The sequence below is a fragment of the Winogradskya humida genome, from assembly GCF_016862215.1.
GTDB lineage: Bacteria > Actinomycetota > Actinomycetes > Mycobacteriales > Micromonosporaceae > Actinoplanes > Actinoplanes humidus.
This window is the reverse complement of the sequence record NZ_BOMN01000137.1, coordinates 24,716-41,941: the sequence shown is the minus strand read 5'-3', so window position 1 is coordinate 41,941 and position 17,226 is coordinate 24,716. Positions and strand designations below refer to the sequence as shown.

The 17,226-nt window shown below is 72.3% G+C and carries 11 protein-coding genes; 8 read left to right on the top strand and 3 right to left on the bottom strand.

What is annotated here, in order from left to right; all coding sequences use genetic code 11:
* From Ahu01nite_RS45960 to Ahu01nite_RS45945, 4 genes are all read left to right on the top strand, one after another.
* Positions 1-879 (top strand): SAM-dependent methyltransferase, encoded by an 879-nt coding sequence (locus Ahu01nite_RS45960; RefSeq protein ID WP_239159675.1) that lies wholly within the window; start codon positions 1-3, stop codon positions 877-879.
* The gene (locus Ahu01nite_RS45955) at positions 876-1,742 is read left to right on the top strand and encodes an acyl-ACP desaturase (protein WP_203843067.1); all 867 of its coding nucleotides are present in this window, start codon (positions 876-878) and stop codon (positions 1,740-1,742) included. The genes Ahu01nite_RS45960 and Ahu01nite_RS45955 overlap by 4 nt, the downstream gene beginning before the upstream one ends.
* Positions 1,743-2,067: 325 nt before the next feature.
* Entirely contained in the window at positions 2,068-4,107 is a 2,040-nt protein-coding gene (locus Ahu01nite_RS45950; RefSeq protein ID WP_203843066.1) for an AfsR/SARP family transcriptional regulator, read from the top strand.
* Positions 4,104-6,584 carry an AAA family ATPase gene (locus tag Ahu01nite_RS45945; protein WP_203843065.1) on the top strand — a complete coding sequence of 827 codons (2,481 nt, stop codon included), beginning with the start codon at positions 4,104-4,106 and terminating at the stop codon, positions 6,582-6,584. The genes Ahu01nite_RS45950 and Ahu01nite_RS45945 overlap by 4 nt, the downstream gene beginning before the upstream one ends.
* Here the strand turns inward: Ahu01nite_RS45945 and Ahu01nite_RS45940 are convergent.
* The 3 genes from Ahu01nite_RS45940 to Ahu01nite_RS45930 are packed head-to-tail and all read right to left on the bottom strand — an operon-like array spanning position 6,568 to position 10,933.
* The gene (locus tag Ahu01nite_RS45940; protein ID WP_203843064.1) at positions 6,568-7,320 is read right to left on the bottom strand and encodes a thioesterase II family protein; all 753 of its coding nucleotides are present in this window, start codon (positions 7,318-7,320) and stop codon (positions 6,568-6,570) included. The genes Ahu01nite_RS45945 and Ahu01nite_RS45940 overlap by 17 nt on opposite strands.
* Before the next feature lie 23 nt (positions 7,321-7,343).
* Positions 7,344-9,185 carry an ABC transporter ATP-binding protein gene (locus tag Ahu01nite_RS45935; RefSeq protein ID WP_203843063.1) on the bottom strand — a complete coding sequence of 614 codons (1,842 nt, stop codon included), beginning with the start codon at positions 9,183-9,185 and terminating at the stop codon, positions 7,344-7,346.
* Positions 9,182-10,933 (bottom strand): ABC transporter ATP-binding protein, encoded by a 1,752-nt coding sequence (locus tag Ahu01nite_RS45930; RefSeq protein ID WP_203843085.1) that lies wholly within the window; start codon positions 10,931-10,933, stop codon positions 9,182-9,184. Before Ahu01nite_RS45930 ends, Ahu01nite_RS45935 begins: the two co-directional genes overlap by 4 nt.
* Before the next feature lie 228 nt (positions 10,934-11,161).
* Between Ahu01nite_RS45930 and ccrA the strand changes: the two genes are divergently transcribed.
* The 4 genes from ccrA (at position 11,162) to Ahu01nite_RS45910 (ending at position 17,128) form a co-directional block, all read left to right on the top strand.
* Positions 11,162-12,508, top strand: a complete 1,347-nt coding sequence (ccrA, locus tag Ahu01nite_RS45925; protein ID WP_203843062.1) for a crotonyl-CoA carboxylase/reductase — start codon at positions 11,162-11,164, stop codon at positions 12,506-12,508.
* 1 nt (position 12,509) lies between these two features.
* Entirely contained in the window at positions 12,510-13,499 is a 990-nt protein-coding gene (locus tag Ahu01nite_RS45920; protein WP_203843061.1) for a 3-oxoacyl-ACP synthase III family protein, read from the top strand.
* Positions 13,496-14,353, top strand: a complete 858-nt coding sequence (locus tag Ahu01nite_RS45915) for a 3-hydroxybutyryl-CoA dehydrogenase (protein ID WP_203843060.1) — start codon at positions 13,496-13,498, stop codon at positions 14,351-14,353. Before Ahu01nite_RS45920 ends, Ahu01nite_RS45915 begins: the two co-directional genes overlap by 4 nt.
* A 102-nt stretch (positions 14,354-14,455) precedes the next feature.
* The gene (locus Ahu01nite_RS45910; protein ID WP_307794767.1) at positions 14,456-17,128 is read left to right on the top strand and encodes a helix-turn-helix transcriptional regulator; all 2,673 of its coding nucleotides are present in this window, start codon (positions 14,456-14,458) and stop codon (positions 17,126-17,128) included.
* The last annotated feature ends 98 nt before the right edge of the window (positions 17,129-17,226 follow it).

Here is a 17,226-nt window from a genome sequence, read left to right as displayed (position 1 = left end):
ATGTCCACCGCGGACGTCGTCGACCCGGACCTGGCCGTCGCGGCCACCAACCAGCACTACGAGCTCCCGGCGCAGGTGTTCGCCGCGTACCTCGACCCGCGGCTCAAGTACAGCTCCGGGATCTATGCCGGTCCGGACACCACGCTGGCCGAGGCGCAGACGGCCAAGCTGCACCTGATCGCCCGCCGCCTCGGCCTCACCGGCGGGGAACGGCTGCTCGACGCGGGGTGCGGGTGGGGCAGCCTGATCCTGTTCATGGCCACCGAGTACGGCTGCCACGCCACCGGGGTCACCCCGTCGCGCACGCAGGCCGCGTACATCGACGATCTGGCCCGGACCATGGGTGTCCGGGACCGGATCGACATCCGGCTCGGCCGGTTCGCGGAGGTGAGCACGGACGGTGACTACGCGGCGGCCACGATGGTCGGCTCGATCATCCACATGCCCGACCGGGAGCAGGTCCTGACCCGGTTGCGCGCGATGCTGGCCCGCGGCGGGCGGCTGTACCTGTCGGAGAGCTGTTTCCGTAACGCCGCCGTCTACCGCGAGTTCAACGACCGGCCCGGCACCCGGCACGTCATGGAGAACATCTTCGGGTTCGCCGACATGGTCCCGCTGTCCGTGCTGGTGGCCGCGGTCGAGACGGCCGGCTTCAGCCTGACCGGGCTCGACGACCTGACCGCGCACTACAAGCGGACCATCGCCGACTGGGAGCGCAACGCCGAGACCAACCGCGACGCCATCGAGCAGGCGCTGCCAGGTGGCTTCGAACCGCTGATCCGCTACCTCCGCACGGCCAACGCGGGCTGGGGTTACACCGCCAAGCACTATGCCCTGACCGCCGCCAACCTGCGGCTCGGCCCGGAGGGTACGCCGTGACGACCCCCCTGCCGAGCAGAGCCGGACTTCTCGACCCCGACCTGATGCGTACGCTCGTCGGCGACGCCACCGACCGCGCCGCGCGCAGCCAGTGGTCGATCGACGAGCTCGACTGGTCGGCGTTGCGGCCCGAGCTGCTCACCGCCGACGACCGGTCCGTGGTCCGCTTCATCACGTTCATCGAGGACCACATCCCCGGCTATCTCAGCTACTTCCTCGACGTCTTCCCGGTGTCCGGGCGTCAGTTGAGCATCGAGGAGTTCTGTTTCAACCGGGAGTACTTCCGGTTCCTGATCGCCTGGGCCAACGACGAGGAGCGGCACGCCTCGGTGCTGACCCGTTACCAGGTCGACGCGGGGATGACCGACTCGAGCAGCCTGATGGTCGAGCTGGCCACGGAGGGGGTCAAGCAGTTCGCCCTGCCGTACGAGCATCCGATCCAGGCGTTCGCCTACACCCTCGTGCAGGAGAAGGCGACCCAGCTGTTCTATCAGCGCTTCAAGAACGTCGTCACCGAGCCGGTGCTGCGTGACCTGCTCAACCGGCTCGCCCGGGACGAGGCGCGGCATTTCGCGTTCTACAGCTCGCTGGTCGGCGAGTATGTCCAGCGCAACGGCGCCGGAGCGACGGTACCCGACCTCAAGGACGTCCTCGGTACCTTCCGGATGCCGCTGGCCGACACGCTCAACGGTTACTGGCGGTGGTCGCTGAAGGTCGCCGATTCGGTCTCCTACGACCACACCGAGGCGTACGAGGCGCTGGTCCGGCTCGTCACCCGGTTCAGCACCAGCCGGGGCGAGGCCACGGTCGACGATCTCGCGACATTCGTCAGCAAGATCCGCGGTATCGATTTCTCCCGCTGATCATCGGAATCGGGGCGGCAGCCATCCGGCTGCCGTCCCGATTCGTTTGCTGTCCGGATTCGGGCATTTTTCAGATGCCGGAATTCACTCTCCGAAACAGGTGCAGGTCACCGCAAATAATTGACGCGCGTCACTGTCGTGCGGGGTGTTCAACTGAATAGTGCTGTTCACCGAACGCTTGGTTGCCTCCGGCAGACTGCGTAACGCGGTCGACGAAGCCGATATCGAAACCGTCCGGGGTAATTCGATATAGGCAAATTCAGCATCAGTACGTTGCCGGCCCGAAGCCACAACCGCCCCGTCGCGGAAACAAGGAGGTTCGGGCTTGCAGTTCCGTGTCCTCGGCCCGCTCGAAATACTGGCGGACGACACCCCGGTCCGGCCCGGCGGCACCCGCCAGCGGATCGTGCTCGGCTGTCTGCTGCTGGAGGCGAACCGGCCGGTGCCCGTCGCGCGCCTCATCGACGCGGTCTACGGCACCGAGGTGCCGCCGACCGCCCGGGTGCAGACCCAGATCTGCATCTCCGCCCTGCGCCGGCTGTTCGCCTCGCACGGCCGGCCGGACGCGATCCGGACCTGCCCGCAGGGTTACGCGTTCGACCTCGGCCCTGCGGAGCTGGACCTGCACCGGCACGACGAGCTGGTCCGGCGGGCCCGCGCCGCGGGCGAGGCGAACCGGCCCGGCGACGCCGCCCGGGATTACCGGGCCGCCCTCGCGCTCTGGCGTGGTCCCGCGTTGCAGGGACTGCCGAGCACGGCGCTGCGGGCCGCGGCCGGCTCCGTCGACGAGCGCCGGATCACCGTCACCGAGGACTGTATCGAGGCCGAACTCGGCCTCGGCCTGCACCGGGACCTGGTCGGCGAGCTCACCGAGCTGGTCGCCGCCCATCCGCTGCGGGAACGGCTGCGCGGTCAGCTCGCGCTGGCGCTCCGCCGCTGCGGACGCCGCGTCGAGGCCCCGGCGCGGAGCTTGCCCGGACCGTCGACGTCGCCCGGGCCGTTGCCGTTGCCGTTGCCCGGACCGTCGACGTTGCCCGCCGATACCGCCGACTTCGTCGGGCGGGCCGAGCAGCTTGCCGCTGTCCGGCGGATCCTCACTGCCACCACAGTGGACGATCCGCACCGGCATCCGGCCCCGGTGGTGGTGGTCGGCCGGCCCGGTGCCGGCAAGACCGCGCTCGTGGTGCACGCCGCGCACCGGCTCGCCGAGTCGTTCCCGGGTGGCCGGTTCTTCGGCAGCCTGCACGGCCTGGCGGCCGTACCCGTCGATCCTGCGGGGTTCGGCATTCCCCGGATCCCCGCCGGGCGAACTCTGCTCGTGCTCGATGACCCCGCCGACGAGGAGCAGGTCCGGGCGCTGCTACCCGGTGTCCCGGCCGCGGCGGTGCTGATCGCCAGCCGGCGCCGGCTGCCCGGGATTCCCGGCGCTGTCCATATCGACATCGACGGGCTCGACCGGGAGCAGTCCACGGAGCTGCTCACCCGGATCGTCGGCGCCGGGCGTGTGCGGGCCGAGCCCGTCGCCGCGGCCGAGCTCGCCGACCGCTGCGGGCACCTGCCCCTCGCGGTACGGATCGCCGGTGCCCGGCTGGCCGCCCGGCCGCAGTGGGCGCTGGTACAGTTCGCCGCCCGGCTCGCGGACGAGACCCGGATCATCGGTGAGCTGACCCACGGCAGCCTCAGTGTGCGGGGCAGTCTCGCCCCGGTGGCCGACGCGCTGCCCGCCCCGGCGCGGCGGTTGTTCCACCTGCTCGGCCTGCTGGACTTCCCGGTCTTCTCGAGCTGGGCCGGTGCCGCGCTGCTGGACGCCGCACCGCGGGAGGCGGCCGGCCTGCTCGACACGCTCGCCGATGCCCGGTTGCTCGACACCGTGGCGGCGAACCCCGGCCCGGACCGCCAGTACCGGTTCCACACCCTGATCCGGGCGTACGCCCGTGAGCGCGGACGCACCCACGAGCCACCCGAGCAGCGCCGGGCCGCGGTGCGGCGGGCGCTCGTCACCCTGTCATCGCTGGCCGCCGAGGCCTACCGGCGGCTGGCCGGCCCCGTGGCGCCACCCGCGCCGGACACCCGTGACGGGCTGCCCGAGGCGCTGGTGCGGCGGCTGGTCGACGTTCCGCTGTCCTGGTTCGAGGGGCAGCGCTCCACGCTCATCGCCGGCATCCGCCAGGCCGCCCGCTCCGGCTACCCGGACCTTAGCCTGAGTCTCGCGATCAGCACCGCCGAGCTCGCCGCCGCCGGGCCGCACCGCGCCACCTGGCGGGAGGCGCACGATGTCGCGCTGGACGCTGCCCGGCGACTGGAGCAGCGCTTCGGGCAGCCCGCCCCGGCCCCCCTCACCTTCCACCAGCTGGAGTGGCGATGACAGAGCCGGCGGACCGGGACGGCGCGATCGGCGTGCTCGACAGGCTGCTCGCGGGGGCGGTGGCCGGACACGGGCGGACAGCCACGGTCGCGGGCACCGTCGGGACCGGCAAGACCGACCTGCTCGACACGTTCGCGGCCCGGGTCGTCGACCACGGTGCGCTGGCCGTCATCGGGTACGGCTCGTACGCGGAACGGGATCTGCCGCTCGGCGTGGTGCACCAGCTGCTGCACGACGCGCCGCTGCCCGCCGATGTCCGGGACCGCGCCCGCCGCATCTGTCTGCCGAGAGCACGGGCGGGCAGGTCCGGGCCGCTCGTGGACGGTGCCGCGCCGGAGCCGCTCGGCGCGGCCCTGCTGCACGAGGTCGGCACCATGCTGCTGGGCCTCAGCGAGCGTTACCCGCTGGCGATCGTGGTCGACGACGCGCACCACGCCGATGCGGCGTCACTGACCTGCCTGTCCTATCTCGCGCGGCGGGTCCGCGGCTCGAACCTGTTGATCCTGATCAGCTGCTCCGAGTTCGACCCGATGCAGGACGACCTGCTGAACGGGCCGCAGAACACCCGGCTCCGGCTGGGCCCGCTCACCATGCACGACGTCTGCGAACTCGTGGCCGCCCGGTTCGGCGCCGCCGCGGGCGAGCGGCACGCCGCCGAGTGGCACGGGCTCACCGGCGGAAATCCGCTGCTGCTCGCCGGCCTGATCGAGGATTTCGTCGCGGAGCCCGGCGACGGCAGCCGGCGTGTCGTGCCCGGCAGCGGTTACGGGCGTGCCGTGCTCCGGGCCGTCAGCCGCGGCGAGCCCGCCGTCCTGCAGGTGGCCCGGGCCCTGGCCATCTCGCCCGGTGAACAGGTGGCGACCCGGCTGCTCGGCCTCGACGCCACGGTCGTCGGCCGGGTCATCCGCTCGCTGACCACCGCGGGGATCCTGCACCGGGGCGGATTCCGGCACCGGGCCGCCCGCGACGCGCTGCTGGCCCAGGTGGACGCCGATGAGCTCGCCGCGCTGCAGGCCCGTACCGCCGAACTCGCCCATCAGCGGGGCGCCCCGCCCGAGGTGGTCGCGGAGCACCTGCGCCAGGCCACCCCGGTCGCCGCGGAATGGGCCGTCACCGCCCTGGAGGACTCGGCCCGCACGGCGTTGCGGGACGGCCGGGTCGATCGCGGCCTGCAATATCTCGACTGCGCCCGGAACCAGTGCGTCACACCGGCGCGCCGGGCCACGGTGACGGCCCTGGCGCTGCGGGCCCGCTGGCGGATCAGCCCGGCGATGTCCGGCACCCTCATCGACGAGCTGGCCGAGAGCCGGCGCCGGGGGGAGTTGTCCGGCGCCGACGCGATCACGCTCGCCAGGACGCTGCTCTGGCACGGCCGTTTCGACGAGGCCCGGGCCGTCCTCGGCCCGCTCGCCGTCGGCTCCGGCCCCGATCCGGCGTTTACGGCCGAGCTGGCCACCTTCCAGCCCTGGCTCCGGGTGACCCACCCGCCGCTGGGGTCAGCGGTGCCCCGGCCCCCGGCCGGTGGCGGACCACTGGCCGCCACGGTCGCCGCCAGCCGCCGGATGACCGCGGTGACCATGCTCGCGGGGGTCCTCGAACGAGGGCCGGGCAGGGGACTGGTGGCCGCCGCCCAGCGCGTCCTGCGCAGCGTCCACCTGGACGAGATGTCGCTCGACACCGTCGAGAGTGCTCTTCTCGCGCTCGTCTACGGCGGGCATGCCGCCGTGGCCGCGCCCTGGTGCGACACGTTCATGCGGGAGGCCCGGGAGCGCAACGCGCCGGCCCGGCAGGCCCGGCTCGCCTCGATCCGCGCCGAGATCGCCGTCCGGCTCGGCGATCCGCGCGGGGCGATCACGTACGCCCGGTCGGCCCTGGACACGATGCCACCGAGCAGCTGGGGCGTCGGCGTCGGCGCCCCACTGTCCAGCCTCATCCTGGCCGCCACAGCGCTGGGCGACTACGCCGAGGCGCAGGTACATCTGGACCATCCCGTGCCCGGCGGCATATTCCAGACCCGTAGCGGCCTGCTCTACCTCCGGGCCCGGGGCCGCTACAGCCTGGCGACCGGGGACCACGAGCTGGCCCTGCGGGACTTCACCAGGTGCGGCGAGCTGATGACCGCCTGGGGGCTGGACGTGCCCGGCCTGGTCGCCTGGCGCGACGACATCGACGAGACCCGCCTGGCGACGGGGGAGCCCGATGCCCCGCCCGCCCAGCTCGCCCAGCTCGCCCCGCTCGCACCGGTAACTGCCGGCCCGCTCCGCCTGCTCAGCGACGCCGAGCGCCGGGTCGCCGAGCTCGCCGCGACCGGCCACGCCAACCGGGAGATCGCCGACAAGCTCTTCGTCACGATGAGCACGGTCGAGCAGCACCTGACCCGCATCTACCGCAAGCTCCACGTGTCCAACCGCGCCGACCTGCCGGCCGCTCTGAACGACGGTTCCGGCGCGGGCGGGTGGTTCAGGCCAGAGTCTTGAGCTCACGCTCGATCTGGTGGTTGACCGCGGCCGACTGCGAGGCCAGGAAGAAGTGACCGCCGGGGAACACCTCCATCCGGAAGCCACCCGTCGTGTGCTTCTCCCAGGCCCGGGCCTCGTCCACCGTCGTCTTCGGGTCGCTCTCCCCGGTCAGGGCCACGATCGGGCAGCTGACCGTGGCGCCGGGCCGGGGGACATACGTCTCGATGGCGCGGTAGTCGTTGCGGATCGCCGGCATCGCCACCGCCAGCATCTCGTCGTCCAGCAGGCGCAGATCGGTGCCGTTGAGCAGTTTCAGCTCGCGGATGATGCCGGCGTCGTCGCGGGTGTGCACCGACTCGGCGCGCAGGGTCGCCGGACCGCGCCGCCCCGACGCCATCAGCACCTCGGGACCACCACCGGTGATCTCGAGCCGCCGGGTGACCTCGAACGCGAGCACCGCGCCCATGCTGTGGCCGAAGAACACGCTGGGCTTGGGGCTCAACTGCCGCAACTGCTCGCTCACCCGATCGGCCAGCTGATCGATCGTGGGCACCAGCGGCTCGCGGTGGCGGTCCTGGCGGCCCGGGTACTGCAGGGACACCACGTCCGCGCCGGGGGAGAAGCGTGCCGAGACCGGGTGGAAGAAGCTGGCCCCGCCTCCGGCGTGCGGGAACAGCACGAGGCGTACGGTGCTGCCGGTGGCGGGATGGTACCGGCGGATCCACTCGGTGGTGGCGTCGTCGGCGAGCGTCACGGGAACGTCCTCTCGTAGCGGGGTCAGGTCAGCTGGGCTGCGTGCAGGCGGGCGTACGGGCCGTCCGCGCGGACGAGGTCGTCGTGGCTGCCGCGTTCGACGATCCGGCCGCCGTCGAGCACGACGATCAGGTCCGCGTCGCGGATGGTGGACAGCCGGTGGGCGATGACGAAGCTGGTCCGGCCGGCGCGCAGCGCACCCATCGCCCGCTGGATCAGCAGTTCGGTACGCGTGTCGACCGCGCTCGTGGCCTCGTCCAGCACGAGCACCGACGGCTGGGCGAGGAACGCGCGCGCCACCGTGATGAGCTGTTTCTCGCCCGCGCTGACACCGGCGCCGTCCTCGTCCAGCACGGTGTCGTAGCCGTCCGGCAGGGTGCGGATCAGCCGGTCGAGATGTGTCGCGCGGGCCGCGGCGACGACGTCCTCACGGGTGGCGCCGCTGCGGCCGTAGGCGATGTTGTCCGCGATGCTGCCCCCGAACAGCCACGTGTCCTGCAGCACCAGGCCGGTGCGGGCGCGGACGTCGGCCCGCGTCATGGTGGCGATGTCGGTGCCGTCGAGCAGGATCCGGCCGGATCGCGGTTCGTAGAAGCGCAGCACCAGGTTCGCCAGGGTCGTCTTGCCGGCACCGGACGGCCCGACGATCGCCACTGTCATACCCGGTTCCGCGACCAGCGACAGCTCCCGCACCACCGGTTCGCCGTCCTGGTACCCGAACGTCACGTCGCGGAATTCCACCCGCCCGGCGGCGGTCGCCGGGCGGGCCGGCGTCCGGGCGTCCGGGCTCTGCTCGTCGGCGTCGAGCAGCTCGAAGACGCGGGCGGCGGACGCGGTACCTGACTGCAGCTGCCCGGCCATGCCGGCGATCTGCGTGAGCGGCTGGCTGAACTGGGAGGAGTACTGCACGACCGCCTGGACGTCACCGATCGACAGCTGACCGGCGAGCACCCGCAGCGCACCGGCGATCGCGACGGCCACATAGGTCAGGTTGGCCACGAACGACAGGGCCGGTGGGATCGCCGCGGACAGGAACTCCGCCTGCCTGCTCGCGCGGTACAGCGTCTCGTTGCGGTCGTCGAAGTCGCGTTCGGCGTCGTCCCGGCGGTGGTACGCCCGCACCAGCGCGTGCCCGGTGTACGTCTCCTCCACGTGCGTGGCCAGCACGCCGGTCGCGGCCCACTGCGCGGCGAAACGTGGCTGGGAGCGCCGGGCGATCAGGAACGCCAGCAGGCCCGAGACCGGCACGCCGAGCAGCACGACCCCGGCCAGCGCGGGCGAGATGACGATCATCAGCACCAGCGCGGCGGTGACGTTCGCCAGCGCCGTGACGAACTGGCCGAGCGCCTGCTGCAACGCCTGCTGCAGGTTGTCGATGTCGTTGGTCGCGCGGCTCAGCAGGTCGCCGCGGCTGGTGCGGTCGAAGTAGCCCACCGGCAGCCGGGACAGTTTGTCCTGCACCGCGCGTCTCAGGTCACGCATCACCCGTTGGACGACGCCCATGGCCATCCGTTCCTGCACGAGCAGCAGCAGCGACCCGGCGAGGAACAGGACGGTGGCCAGCAGCAGCACCCGGCCGATCGCGCCGAAGTCGATGCCGTGACCGGGCACGACGTCGACAGTGGACAGCACATCGGCCCGGGTCTCCTGCCCGTCCGCGCGCAGTTGCCCGACGGCCTGTTCCCGGCTGATCCCGGCGGGCAGGTCCCGGCCGAGCACCCCGGCCAGGACGAGGTCGGTGGCGCGGCCCAGCAGGGCCGGGCCGAACACACCCAGGACGACGCCGGCGACGCCGATCCCGGACATCGCCACGACCGTCGCGCGGTACGGCCGCAGCAGCGCCACGACCCTGCGGAACGTGCTCATCGGCCGACCTGCTCCCTGTCGCTGGGGGCCCTGCCGCTCTGGGACAAGGCGATCTCGCGGTACTCGGCGCTGGTGAGCAGCAGCTCGTCGTGGGTTCCGCCGGCGACGACCCGGCCGGCGTCCAGCACGAGGATGCGGTCGGCGTGCCGGATCGACGCGATGTGCTGCGCCACGATCAGCACCGTGGCGTGCGACGTCTCCACGGCCAGCCCGGCGCGCACGGCGGCGGCGGTGGTGGCGTCCAGCGCCGAGAAGCAGTCGTCGAGCAGCAGGATCTCGGGGCGGCGCAGCAGCGTACGCGCGATCGCCAGCCGTTGCCGTTGCCCGCCCGACAGATCGGTGCCGCCCTGCGCGACCGGTGTGTCCAGGCCCTCGGGCAGCTGCCGCACGAACTCCCGCGCCTGCACCACGTCGAGCATCCGCCACAGGTCCGCGTCGGTGGCGTCCGGGCAGCCGTAGCGCAGCGTCGATGCGACGGTGCCGGAGAACAGGTACGCCCGCTGCGGCACGTAACCCACCGTGCGGGCCAGCACCGCCGGATCCAGGTCGCGCACCGGCACGCCGTTGACGCGTACCTGCCCGGCGGTGGTTTCGAGCAGCCGCATCACGAGGTTGAGCAGCGTCGTCTTGCCACTTCCGGTGCTGCCGACGATCGCGATCGTCTGGCCGGGCCGGGCCGAGAGGGTCACGTCACCGAGCACCGGTTGCTCCGCGCCGGCATACCGGAATCCGGCACCGGTGATGTCGAGACGGCCGGTGGTGGTGCCGGGCCTCGCCGGCCGGGCCGTGGCGGCGATGCTCGACCCGGTGTCCAGCACCTCCAGGATCCGGCCGGCGGACACCTCGGCGCGGGGCGCGGCCATGAACATCAGCATCGCCATGATGACGGACACCAGGATCAGGGTCTGGTAGCCCAGGAACGCGTTCAGCTCGCCGACCTCCAGCTTGCCGCTCTCGACACGGACCGCGCCGAAGGACAGCAGCACGACGCTGAACAGGTTCATCGTGAGCAGCACCGCGGGGAACATGGCGGCGACCAGGCGGCCGACGCGCACCGAGACGACGAACAGGTCGGTGTCGGCGGCGCGGAACCGGGCCCGCTCGTGGTCGTCGCGGACGAACGCGCGCACCACCCGTACGCCGGTGATCTGCTCGCGCAGGATCCGGTTGAGCCGGTCCAGGCCGAGCTGCATGCGGGCGTACAGCGGGCTCATCCGGTGCAGGATCAGGCCGGCCACCACCCCGACCGCCGGCACGAGGGCGACCAGGACACCGGCCGCCGGCACGTCTTGGCGCAGTGCCAGCGCGACACCACCGGCGCACATGATCGGGGCGGACACCGCGATGCCGGACGCGTTCAGCGTCAGCGTCTGCACCTGCCGCACGTCGTTGAGCGTCCGGGTGACCAGTGAGGATGTGCCGAACAGGCCCACCTCGCGGGCGGAGAAGTCCTGCACCCGGCGGAACACCAGCGCGCGCAGGTCCCGGCCCACCGCCATGGCAACGTGTGCGGCGAGCCAGGCCGCGGCGAGGGCGGCGGCGACCTGCACGCACGTCACCAGCACCATGACGGCGCCGGTGCCCGCGAGGCGTCCCGGGTCGGCAGCGACCACGCCGTTGTCGATGATGTCGGCGTTCAGCGTCGGCAGCAGCAACGTCGCCGCGATCTGCACCACCTGCAGCAGTACGAGCGCCGCGAGCCGGCCGCGGTAGGGCCGCAACCGGGCCCGGAGAAGTCTGATCAGCACACCGGAGCCTTTCGTCGCCGTCCAGCTTGCAGGCCCCGCTGTCATGGCATCCCTAGACATTTCCGTCAGCGTCCACGGCGGCCGGGGCGGGGGACCACGGCTGCTGATTAGGGGGTTGAGGTAGGGGGCTCCGTCGTGGCTAGCCTGGCCCGGACCGCACTCTTCGACGGTGTAACGGCCCCTCCTGGAGGCATTCGTGAAACAACTGCTCAAGTCGCGGGGACAGTCATGGACACTCTGACCGAAGCGGTACTTGCGGGAGCCGGGCCGGAGGAACTGAGCCGGCACCCCCTCCCGGCGACCTTCACCGCGGCGCACCTGCTGGCCCGCGACGTCGGCATGTTCGAGGGCGAGGCGGACCGGGACGTCCGGCGGTCGGTGCACGTCGGTCCGGTGCCGATGCCGCGGCTGGCGCCGGACGAGGTCGTGGTGGCCGTGATGGCCAGCTCGATCAACTACAACACCGTGTGGTCGGCGATGCACGAGCCGATCTCCACGTTCACCGCGTTGCGCCGGTTGGCGCGGCAGGGCGGTTACGCGACCCGGCACGACCTTCCGCATCAGGTGGTCGGGTCGGACGCGGCGGGTGTGGTGGTGCGGGTCGGCGACGGGGTACGCCACTGGAACGTCGGGGACCACGCGATGGTCAGCCCGGCGTACGTGGACGACCAGGAGCCGAGCGCGCACGCCGACTCGATGATGGGGTCGGAGGGCCGGGCCTGGGGTTACGAGACGAACTTCGGGGGCCTGGCGCACTACACGGTTGTCCGGGCGAGTCAGCTCGTACCGAAGCCTCCGCATCTGAGCTGGGAGGAGGCGGCGTCGCTGACGTTGTGTGCCGGGACGGCGTACCGGATGCTCGTCAGTGACCGGGGCGCCCAGATCAAGCAGGGCGACACGGTGCTGATCTGGGGGGCCACCGGTGGTCTCGGCGGCTTCGCCCTGCAGATGGTCAAGAACGGTGGCGGCGTCGCGGTCGGCGTGGTGAGCTCCGACCAGAAGGCGCAGATCCTCCGCGAGCAGGGCTGTGACGTCATCATCGACCGCCGAGAGATCGGCATGGGCGACGGCGAGGACAGCGCCGCGGACGCGATCGAGTGCGGCAAACGGCTCGGCCGGCGCATCCGGGCGGAGCTGGGCGAGGACCCGAGGATCGCGTTCGACTACGTGGGCCGGGCGACCTTCGGCACGTCGGTCCACGTGGTGCGGCGCGGCGGCATCGTGGTGACCTGCGGATCCAGCACGGGCTACCAGCACCAGTACGACAACCGTTACCTCTGGATGAACCTCAAACGGGTGATCGGCAGCCACATCGCCAATCTGCAGGAGCAGTGGGAGACGGCCCGGCTGTTCCGCCAGGGCGGGCTGGTGCCGATCCTCACGGACCTGTTCGAGTTGCGGGAGACGGGTGAGGCGCTGCGCCTCGTCCAGCAGAACCGGCACGTCGGCAAGGTCGGCGTGCTCTGTCTCGCGCCCGAGGAAGGCCTGGGGGTGACCGACCCGGAGCTGCGGGAGCGGATCGGCGCCGGCCGGCTCACCTCGTGGCGCCGGTACGCATCGACGGCGAGGGTGTGAGATGAGCTCGATCGGGATTCTGTCCACCGGATCGTACGTCCCCGAGCGGATCGTGAGCGGCGACGAGGTCGCGGGGCCGGCCGGTGTCACCGCGGAGTGGATCGAACGCAAGACGCAGATCGTCGAGCGCCGGTACGCCGCGCCGGACCAGGCGACCTCGGACCTGGCCGCCGAGGCGGGGCGGCGGGCGCTCGACGCTGCGGGAGTAGCGGCCGGCGAGCTCCGCTATCTCATCGTGTCGACGTCCACTCCGGACTCGCCGCAGCCACCCACGTCGTACGTCGTGCAGGACGCGATCGGGGCGACGAACGCCGCCTGCTTCGACATCAACGTCGTCTGCAGCGGCTTCGTCTACGCCCTCGCCCTTGCCCGGGCGCTGATCGCCCAGGAGCCCGGCGCGCTCGTGCTGGTGGTCGCCGCTGACGTGTATTCGCGGATCCTCGACGTCGAGGACAGCAAGACCGTGGTGCTCCTCGGCGACGGCGCGGGCGCGGCGCTGGTGGGGGCCGTGCCCGAGGGTGGTTTTCTCGGCATGGAACTCTCCAGCCACGGATCCGCCCGGCACCTGATCCGGGTCGAGGCCGGCGGCAGCCGCGTGCCCGTCAGCCACGACACCGTGGACGAGGGCGGGCATTTCTTCCGGATGGACGGCCGTGGCGTGCGGGACTTCGTCATGGAGAACGTGCCCGGCGCGGTGCAGGCCCTGGTGGAGCGGGCCGGGCACAAGCTCGACGACGTCCAGCACTTCGTGCCGCATCAGGCCAACGGTGTGCTGCTGACCCAGCTGGTGGCGAAGGCCGGCCTGGACCACGCGCACACCCACCGCACCCTGGAGCTCTACGGCAACACCGGCAGCGCCTCGGTCGCGCTCGCGCTGGACGCGGCCAACCGCGGCGGTCATCTGAAGGGCGGTGACCTGGTCCTGCTCGCGGGCTTCGGCGGCGGCATGTCCCTCGGTGCCACCGTCCTGCGCTGGACGCCGGCCCGATGAAGCGGATCGGACTGGTGGGCTGCGGCACGATGGGCGCCGGCCTGGCGGAACTGTGCGCCCGCGCGGGCCTGGACGTTCGGGTCCTGGTCTCCTCGGAGGGGTCCGCGCACCGCGGCCGCACCCGGATCGCCAGGTCACTCGACCGCGCGGTCGGCAAGGGCCAGCTCGACGAGGCCGGGGCCGGCAGCGCCCTCGCCGCGATCACCTTCACCCGGTCGGCGGCGGAGCTCAGCGACCGGCAGCTGGTGATCGAGTCGGTGCCCGAGGACGAGGCGCTCAAGCGCAAGGTCTTCGCCGAGCTCGACGCCGTCCTCACCGACCCGGACACGGTCCTGGCGACCAACACCTCATCGGTACGCGTCGGTGTCCTCGCGGAGGCGACATCGAACCCGGACCGCGTCGTCGGCATGCACTTCTTCAACCCCGTCCGGGCCATGCCGCTCGTCGAGATCGTGGCCGGCCCGGAGACCGCGGGAAACGTCGTGGCGGCGGTGGCGGCGTTCGCGACGGACGTCCTCGGCAAGCAGGTCGTGCGGTCCGGCGACCGTACGGGCTTCGTGGTGAACGCGCTGCTCGTCCCGTACCTGCTCGCCGCGGTCCGGATGGTCGGTACCGGTCACGCCACGCCCGCCGCCGTCGACCGTGCCATGCGGCTCGGCTGCTCGCATCCACTCGGTCCCCTGGAACTGACCGACCTCATCGGACTCGACGTCATCGCCGCGATCGCCGTCGCGCTGCACACCGAGTTCGGCGAACCCCTCTACGCCCCGCCGGCGCTGCTGGCCCAGATGATCGACGCCGGCCGGCTGGGCCGAAAAACCGGATCGGGATTCTTCGAGTACGCCGCCTCCTAGTTCTAATAATTTCCCGGTTCTCCCGGCGTTACGTTGCACCGGTGGTGTGGCGACACGTGGTTCCGCACCGCAGACCTTCATGCGTACTGAAGGGAGCTGTCGGTGCGGTTGGTGGAACGAAGTCGGGAAATGGCGGCCATCGCGGCGGCCTTCGACCGGTGCCGGACGGCGGGCAGTGAGATCGTCGTGGTCTCCGGCACGGCCGCCTCGGGACGGACCCGGCTGCTGCGCGAGGTCGTGTCGGTCGTCTCCGCCGCGGGTACCCCGGTCCTGACCGCGGCGGGTTCGCCCGCGGAGACCTCCGCCGCGTACGGCGTTGCCCGGCAGTTGTGGCGCAGCGCCGGCGTGGAGGCGGAGTTCGAGGCGTACGTGCGCGGGGCCGGACCCGGGCGCCGGGTGCAGCCCACCGAGCTGATCTGCTCGGAGTTGCTCACCAGCATCGGCGACCGGCCGGTGCTGCTCTGTGTCGACGACATCGAGCACGTCGATCCGCTGTCCCGCGGCATCCTGCTGCACCTGCAGCGCCGCCTCGCCGGCCGGCACGTGCTCGTGCTGCTCACGGCGGGCGACTCGGCCTGGACGACCGTGCCCTCCTTCGACGCCGAGTTGCACCGGCATCTTCCCTGCCGGCGCCTGCGGCTCGGGCCCCTGAGCCAAGCGGCCGTCGCCGAGGTGCTCGGCGAGCCGGGCACCTCGGCCCGTGCGGCGGCGTACCACCTTGCCAGTGGCGGGAATCCGCTGCTGCTGGGCGCACTCATCGCCGACGGTGAACACCTCGCTCCCGCCGGTCCCCGGCTCGTCCACGCCGACGCCATGTTCAAGTCAGCCGTGTCGGCGTGCGTGCACCGTGGCGACGAGGCGTTGCTCGCGGTTGCCCGTGGCCTGGCAGTCCTCGACCGGGCCGGCCCGGCACGCCTGGTGAAGATCCAGCCGGGTCTCGACGCCGGGGAGGCCGCGCGCGGGGTGGCCGAGCTGACCCGGACCGGTCTGCTCGACGACACCGGCGGGTTCCGGTGCCCCGAGGCCCGCGCCGCGCTGATCGAGGCCACCCCGGCCGCCGAGCGTGCCCTGCTCCACCGGCGGGCGGCCGAGCTGCGGTACGCCGAGGGCGCCGAGGTCACCGCGATCGCGCCACATGTCCTGCTCGCCGCCGAGCCGCGCCCGTCCTGGGCTGCCGGGGTCATGGCGGAGGCGGCGGCGGAGGCACTGCGCAACGGCCGGCCGGGTACGGCGGCGGACTACGCGGACTTCGCGCTGAGCACCGGAACCTCCACTGATCCGCAGGTCCTGGCCCTGGTCACGCTGGTTCGCGCCAAGTGGCACACCGCACCGTCGGCCGTCACGGGTCACCTGCCCGGCCTGCGGGCGGCCCTGCGCGCGGGCAGCCTCGACGAGCGTGGTGTCGAGTCGCTGCTCAGCAGCCTGCTCTGGGCCGGCCGGTTCGACGAGGTCGAGCAGATCGCCCGGGACGATCCCGGCGCGCGGACCGGTGGCGCGCGTACCTCATTGGCCTGGCTCGCGTTCCTCCGGCCGCCGGCCGCCGGCGACCCCGCACGCGGTGGCCCCGCGCTCGCCACCCTGGCAGGCGCTTCCGGGCAGGAACCGGCCGGGCAGGCTGCCGCGCGGGCTGAGGCCGTCCTGCAGAACTGCGAGCACACCGACCCGCTCGTGGAGACGGTCCTGGCCACCCTGCTCACGCTCGTGCTGATCGACGAGCTGGACCTGGCCGCGAGCTGGTGCACGCGGCTGGCCGCGGACTTCCGCAGGCGTGGCCTGGTGACGCTCACCGCCGTGGTGGAGATGGTCGGCGCCGACGTGACGCTGCGGCGGGGCATGGTGCCGGCGGCGATCCGGGACGCGGGTGCCGCGCTGGCCATCATGTCGAGGGCGAGCTGGGGGGTGGGCGCCGGCTACGCCCTGGGCACGCTGATCGTGGCGCAGGTGGAGGGCGGCCTGCTCGATGAGGCGGCGGTCCTGTTGCGGACGCCGCTGCAGCCCGGCCTGCTCGACTCCACGCTCGGACTGCCGTACCTGTACGCCCGGGGCTGCCACGCCCTGGCGAGCGGCCGGCCGTACGCCGCCGTCGAGGACTTCCTGCGGTGCGGGGGGATGCTGGCCGGCCGGGGCCCCGAGCTGTCCACCCTGGTGCCCTGGCGGATCGGGCTCGGGCAGGCGTACTGCGCGCTGGATCGCCCGGACGACGCCCGCGCCGTCCTCGAGGAGCAGGTCAGGCGGGTCGCGGACGGTCCCGCGTACCTCGCGGGGGTGGCTCTGCGCCTGCTCGCGGGTCTCGCAGGCGCCGGCCGGCGCCTGCCGACGCTGCAACGCGCCGCGGGTGTCCTGGAGAATTCCGGGCACCATCGCGAGTTCGCGTTGTCCCTGGCGCACCTGAGCAACGAGTACTACTCGCTCGGCGATTCCCGCCGGTCACGCAAGACCGCCCGCCGGGTCCTGGAGGTGGCCCGGCAGTGCGGGTGCGAGGACGAGATCCGTGAGCTGCTGCTGGGTGGCGACGGGTCCGATGTGGCCGATCTTCCCGGCGAGAACGGGGACCGTTATCCGGAGCTGACCGAGGCCGAGGCCAGGGTTGCCCGGCTCGCCGCGAACGGGCTCACCAACCGCGAGATCGGCCAGCGGCTGTATCTGTCCTCCAGCACCGTGGAACAGCACCTGACCAAGATCTTCCGGAAGTTCCGGATCAGTCGCCGCACCGACCTGATCGGGATGGCACGCGACGAACCCGGTCCTCGCGTGTCGGCGCTGCGGGCTTCCTGACGCCACCGGGCCGCAAGACCACGCGAGATCTAGGGGAATCCCGGTCCGTGGCTGCGTTGAATAGACGTGGACGGCCGATGTGGTGCGACACGGTGGCA

Coding starts and splice junctions, on each gene's coding strand:
- Ahu01nite_RS45935 (WP_203843063.1), bottom strand. CDS start 9,185: ATGAGCACGTTCCGCAGGGTCGTGGCGCTGCTGCGGCCGTACCGCGCG.
- Ahu01nite_RS45920 (WP_203843061.1), top strand. CDS start 12,510: ATGAGCTCGATCGGGATTCTGTCCACCGGATCGTACGTCCCCGAGCGG.
- Ahu01nite_RS45945 (WP_203843065.1), top strand. CDS start 4,104: ATGACAGAGCCGGCGGACCGGGACGGCGCGATCGGCGTGCTCGACAGG.
- ccrA (WP_203843062.1), top strand. CDS start 11,162: ATGGACACTCTGACCGAAGCGGTACTTGCGGGAGCCGGGCCGGAGGAA.
- Ahu01nite_RS45960 (WP_239159675.1), top strand. CDS start 1: ATGTCCACCGCGGACGTCGTCGACCCGGACCTGGCCGTCGCGGCCACC.
- Ahu01nite_RS45915 (WP_203843060.1), top strand. CDS start 13,496: ATGAAGCGGATCGGACTGGTGGGCTGCGGCACGATGGGCGCCGGCCTG.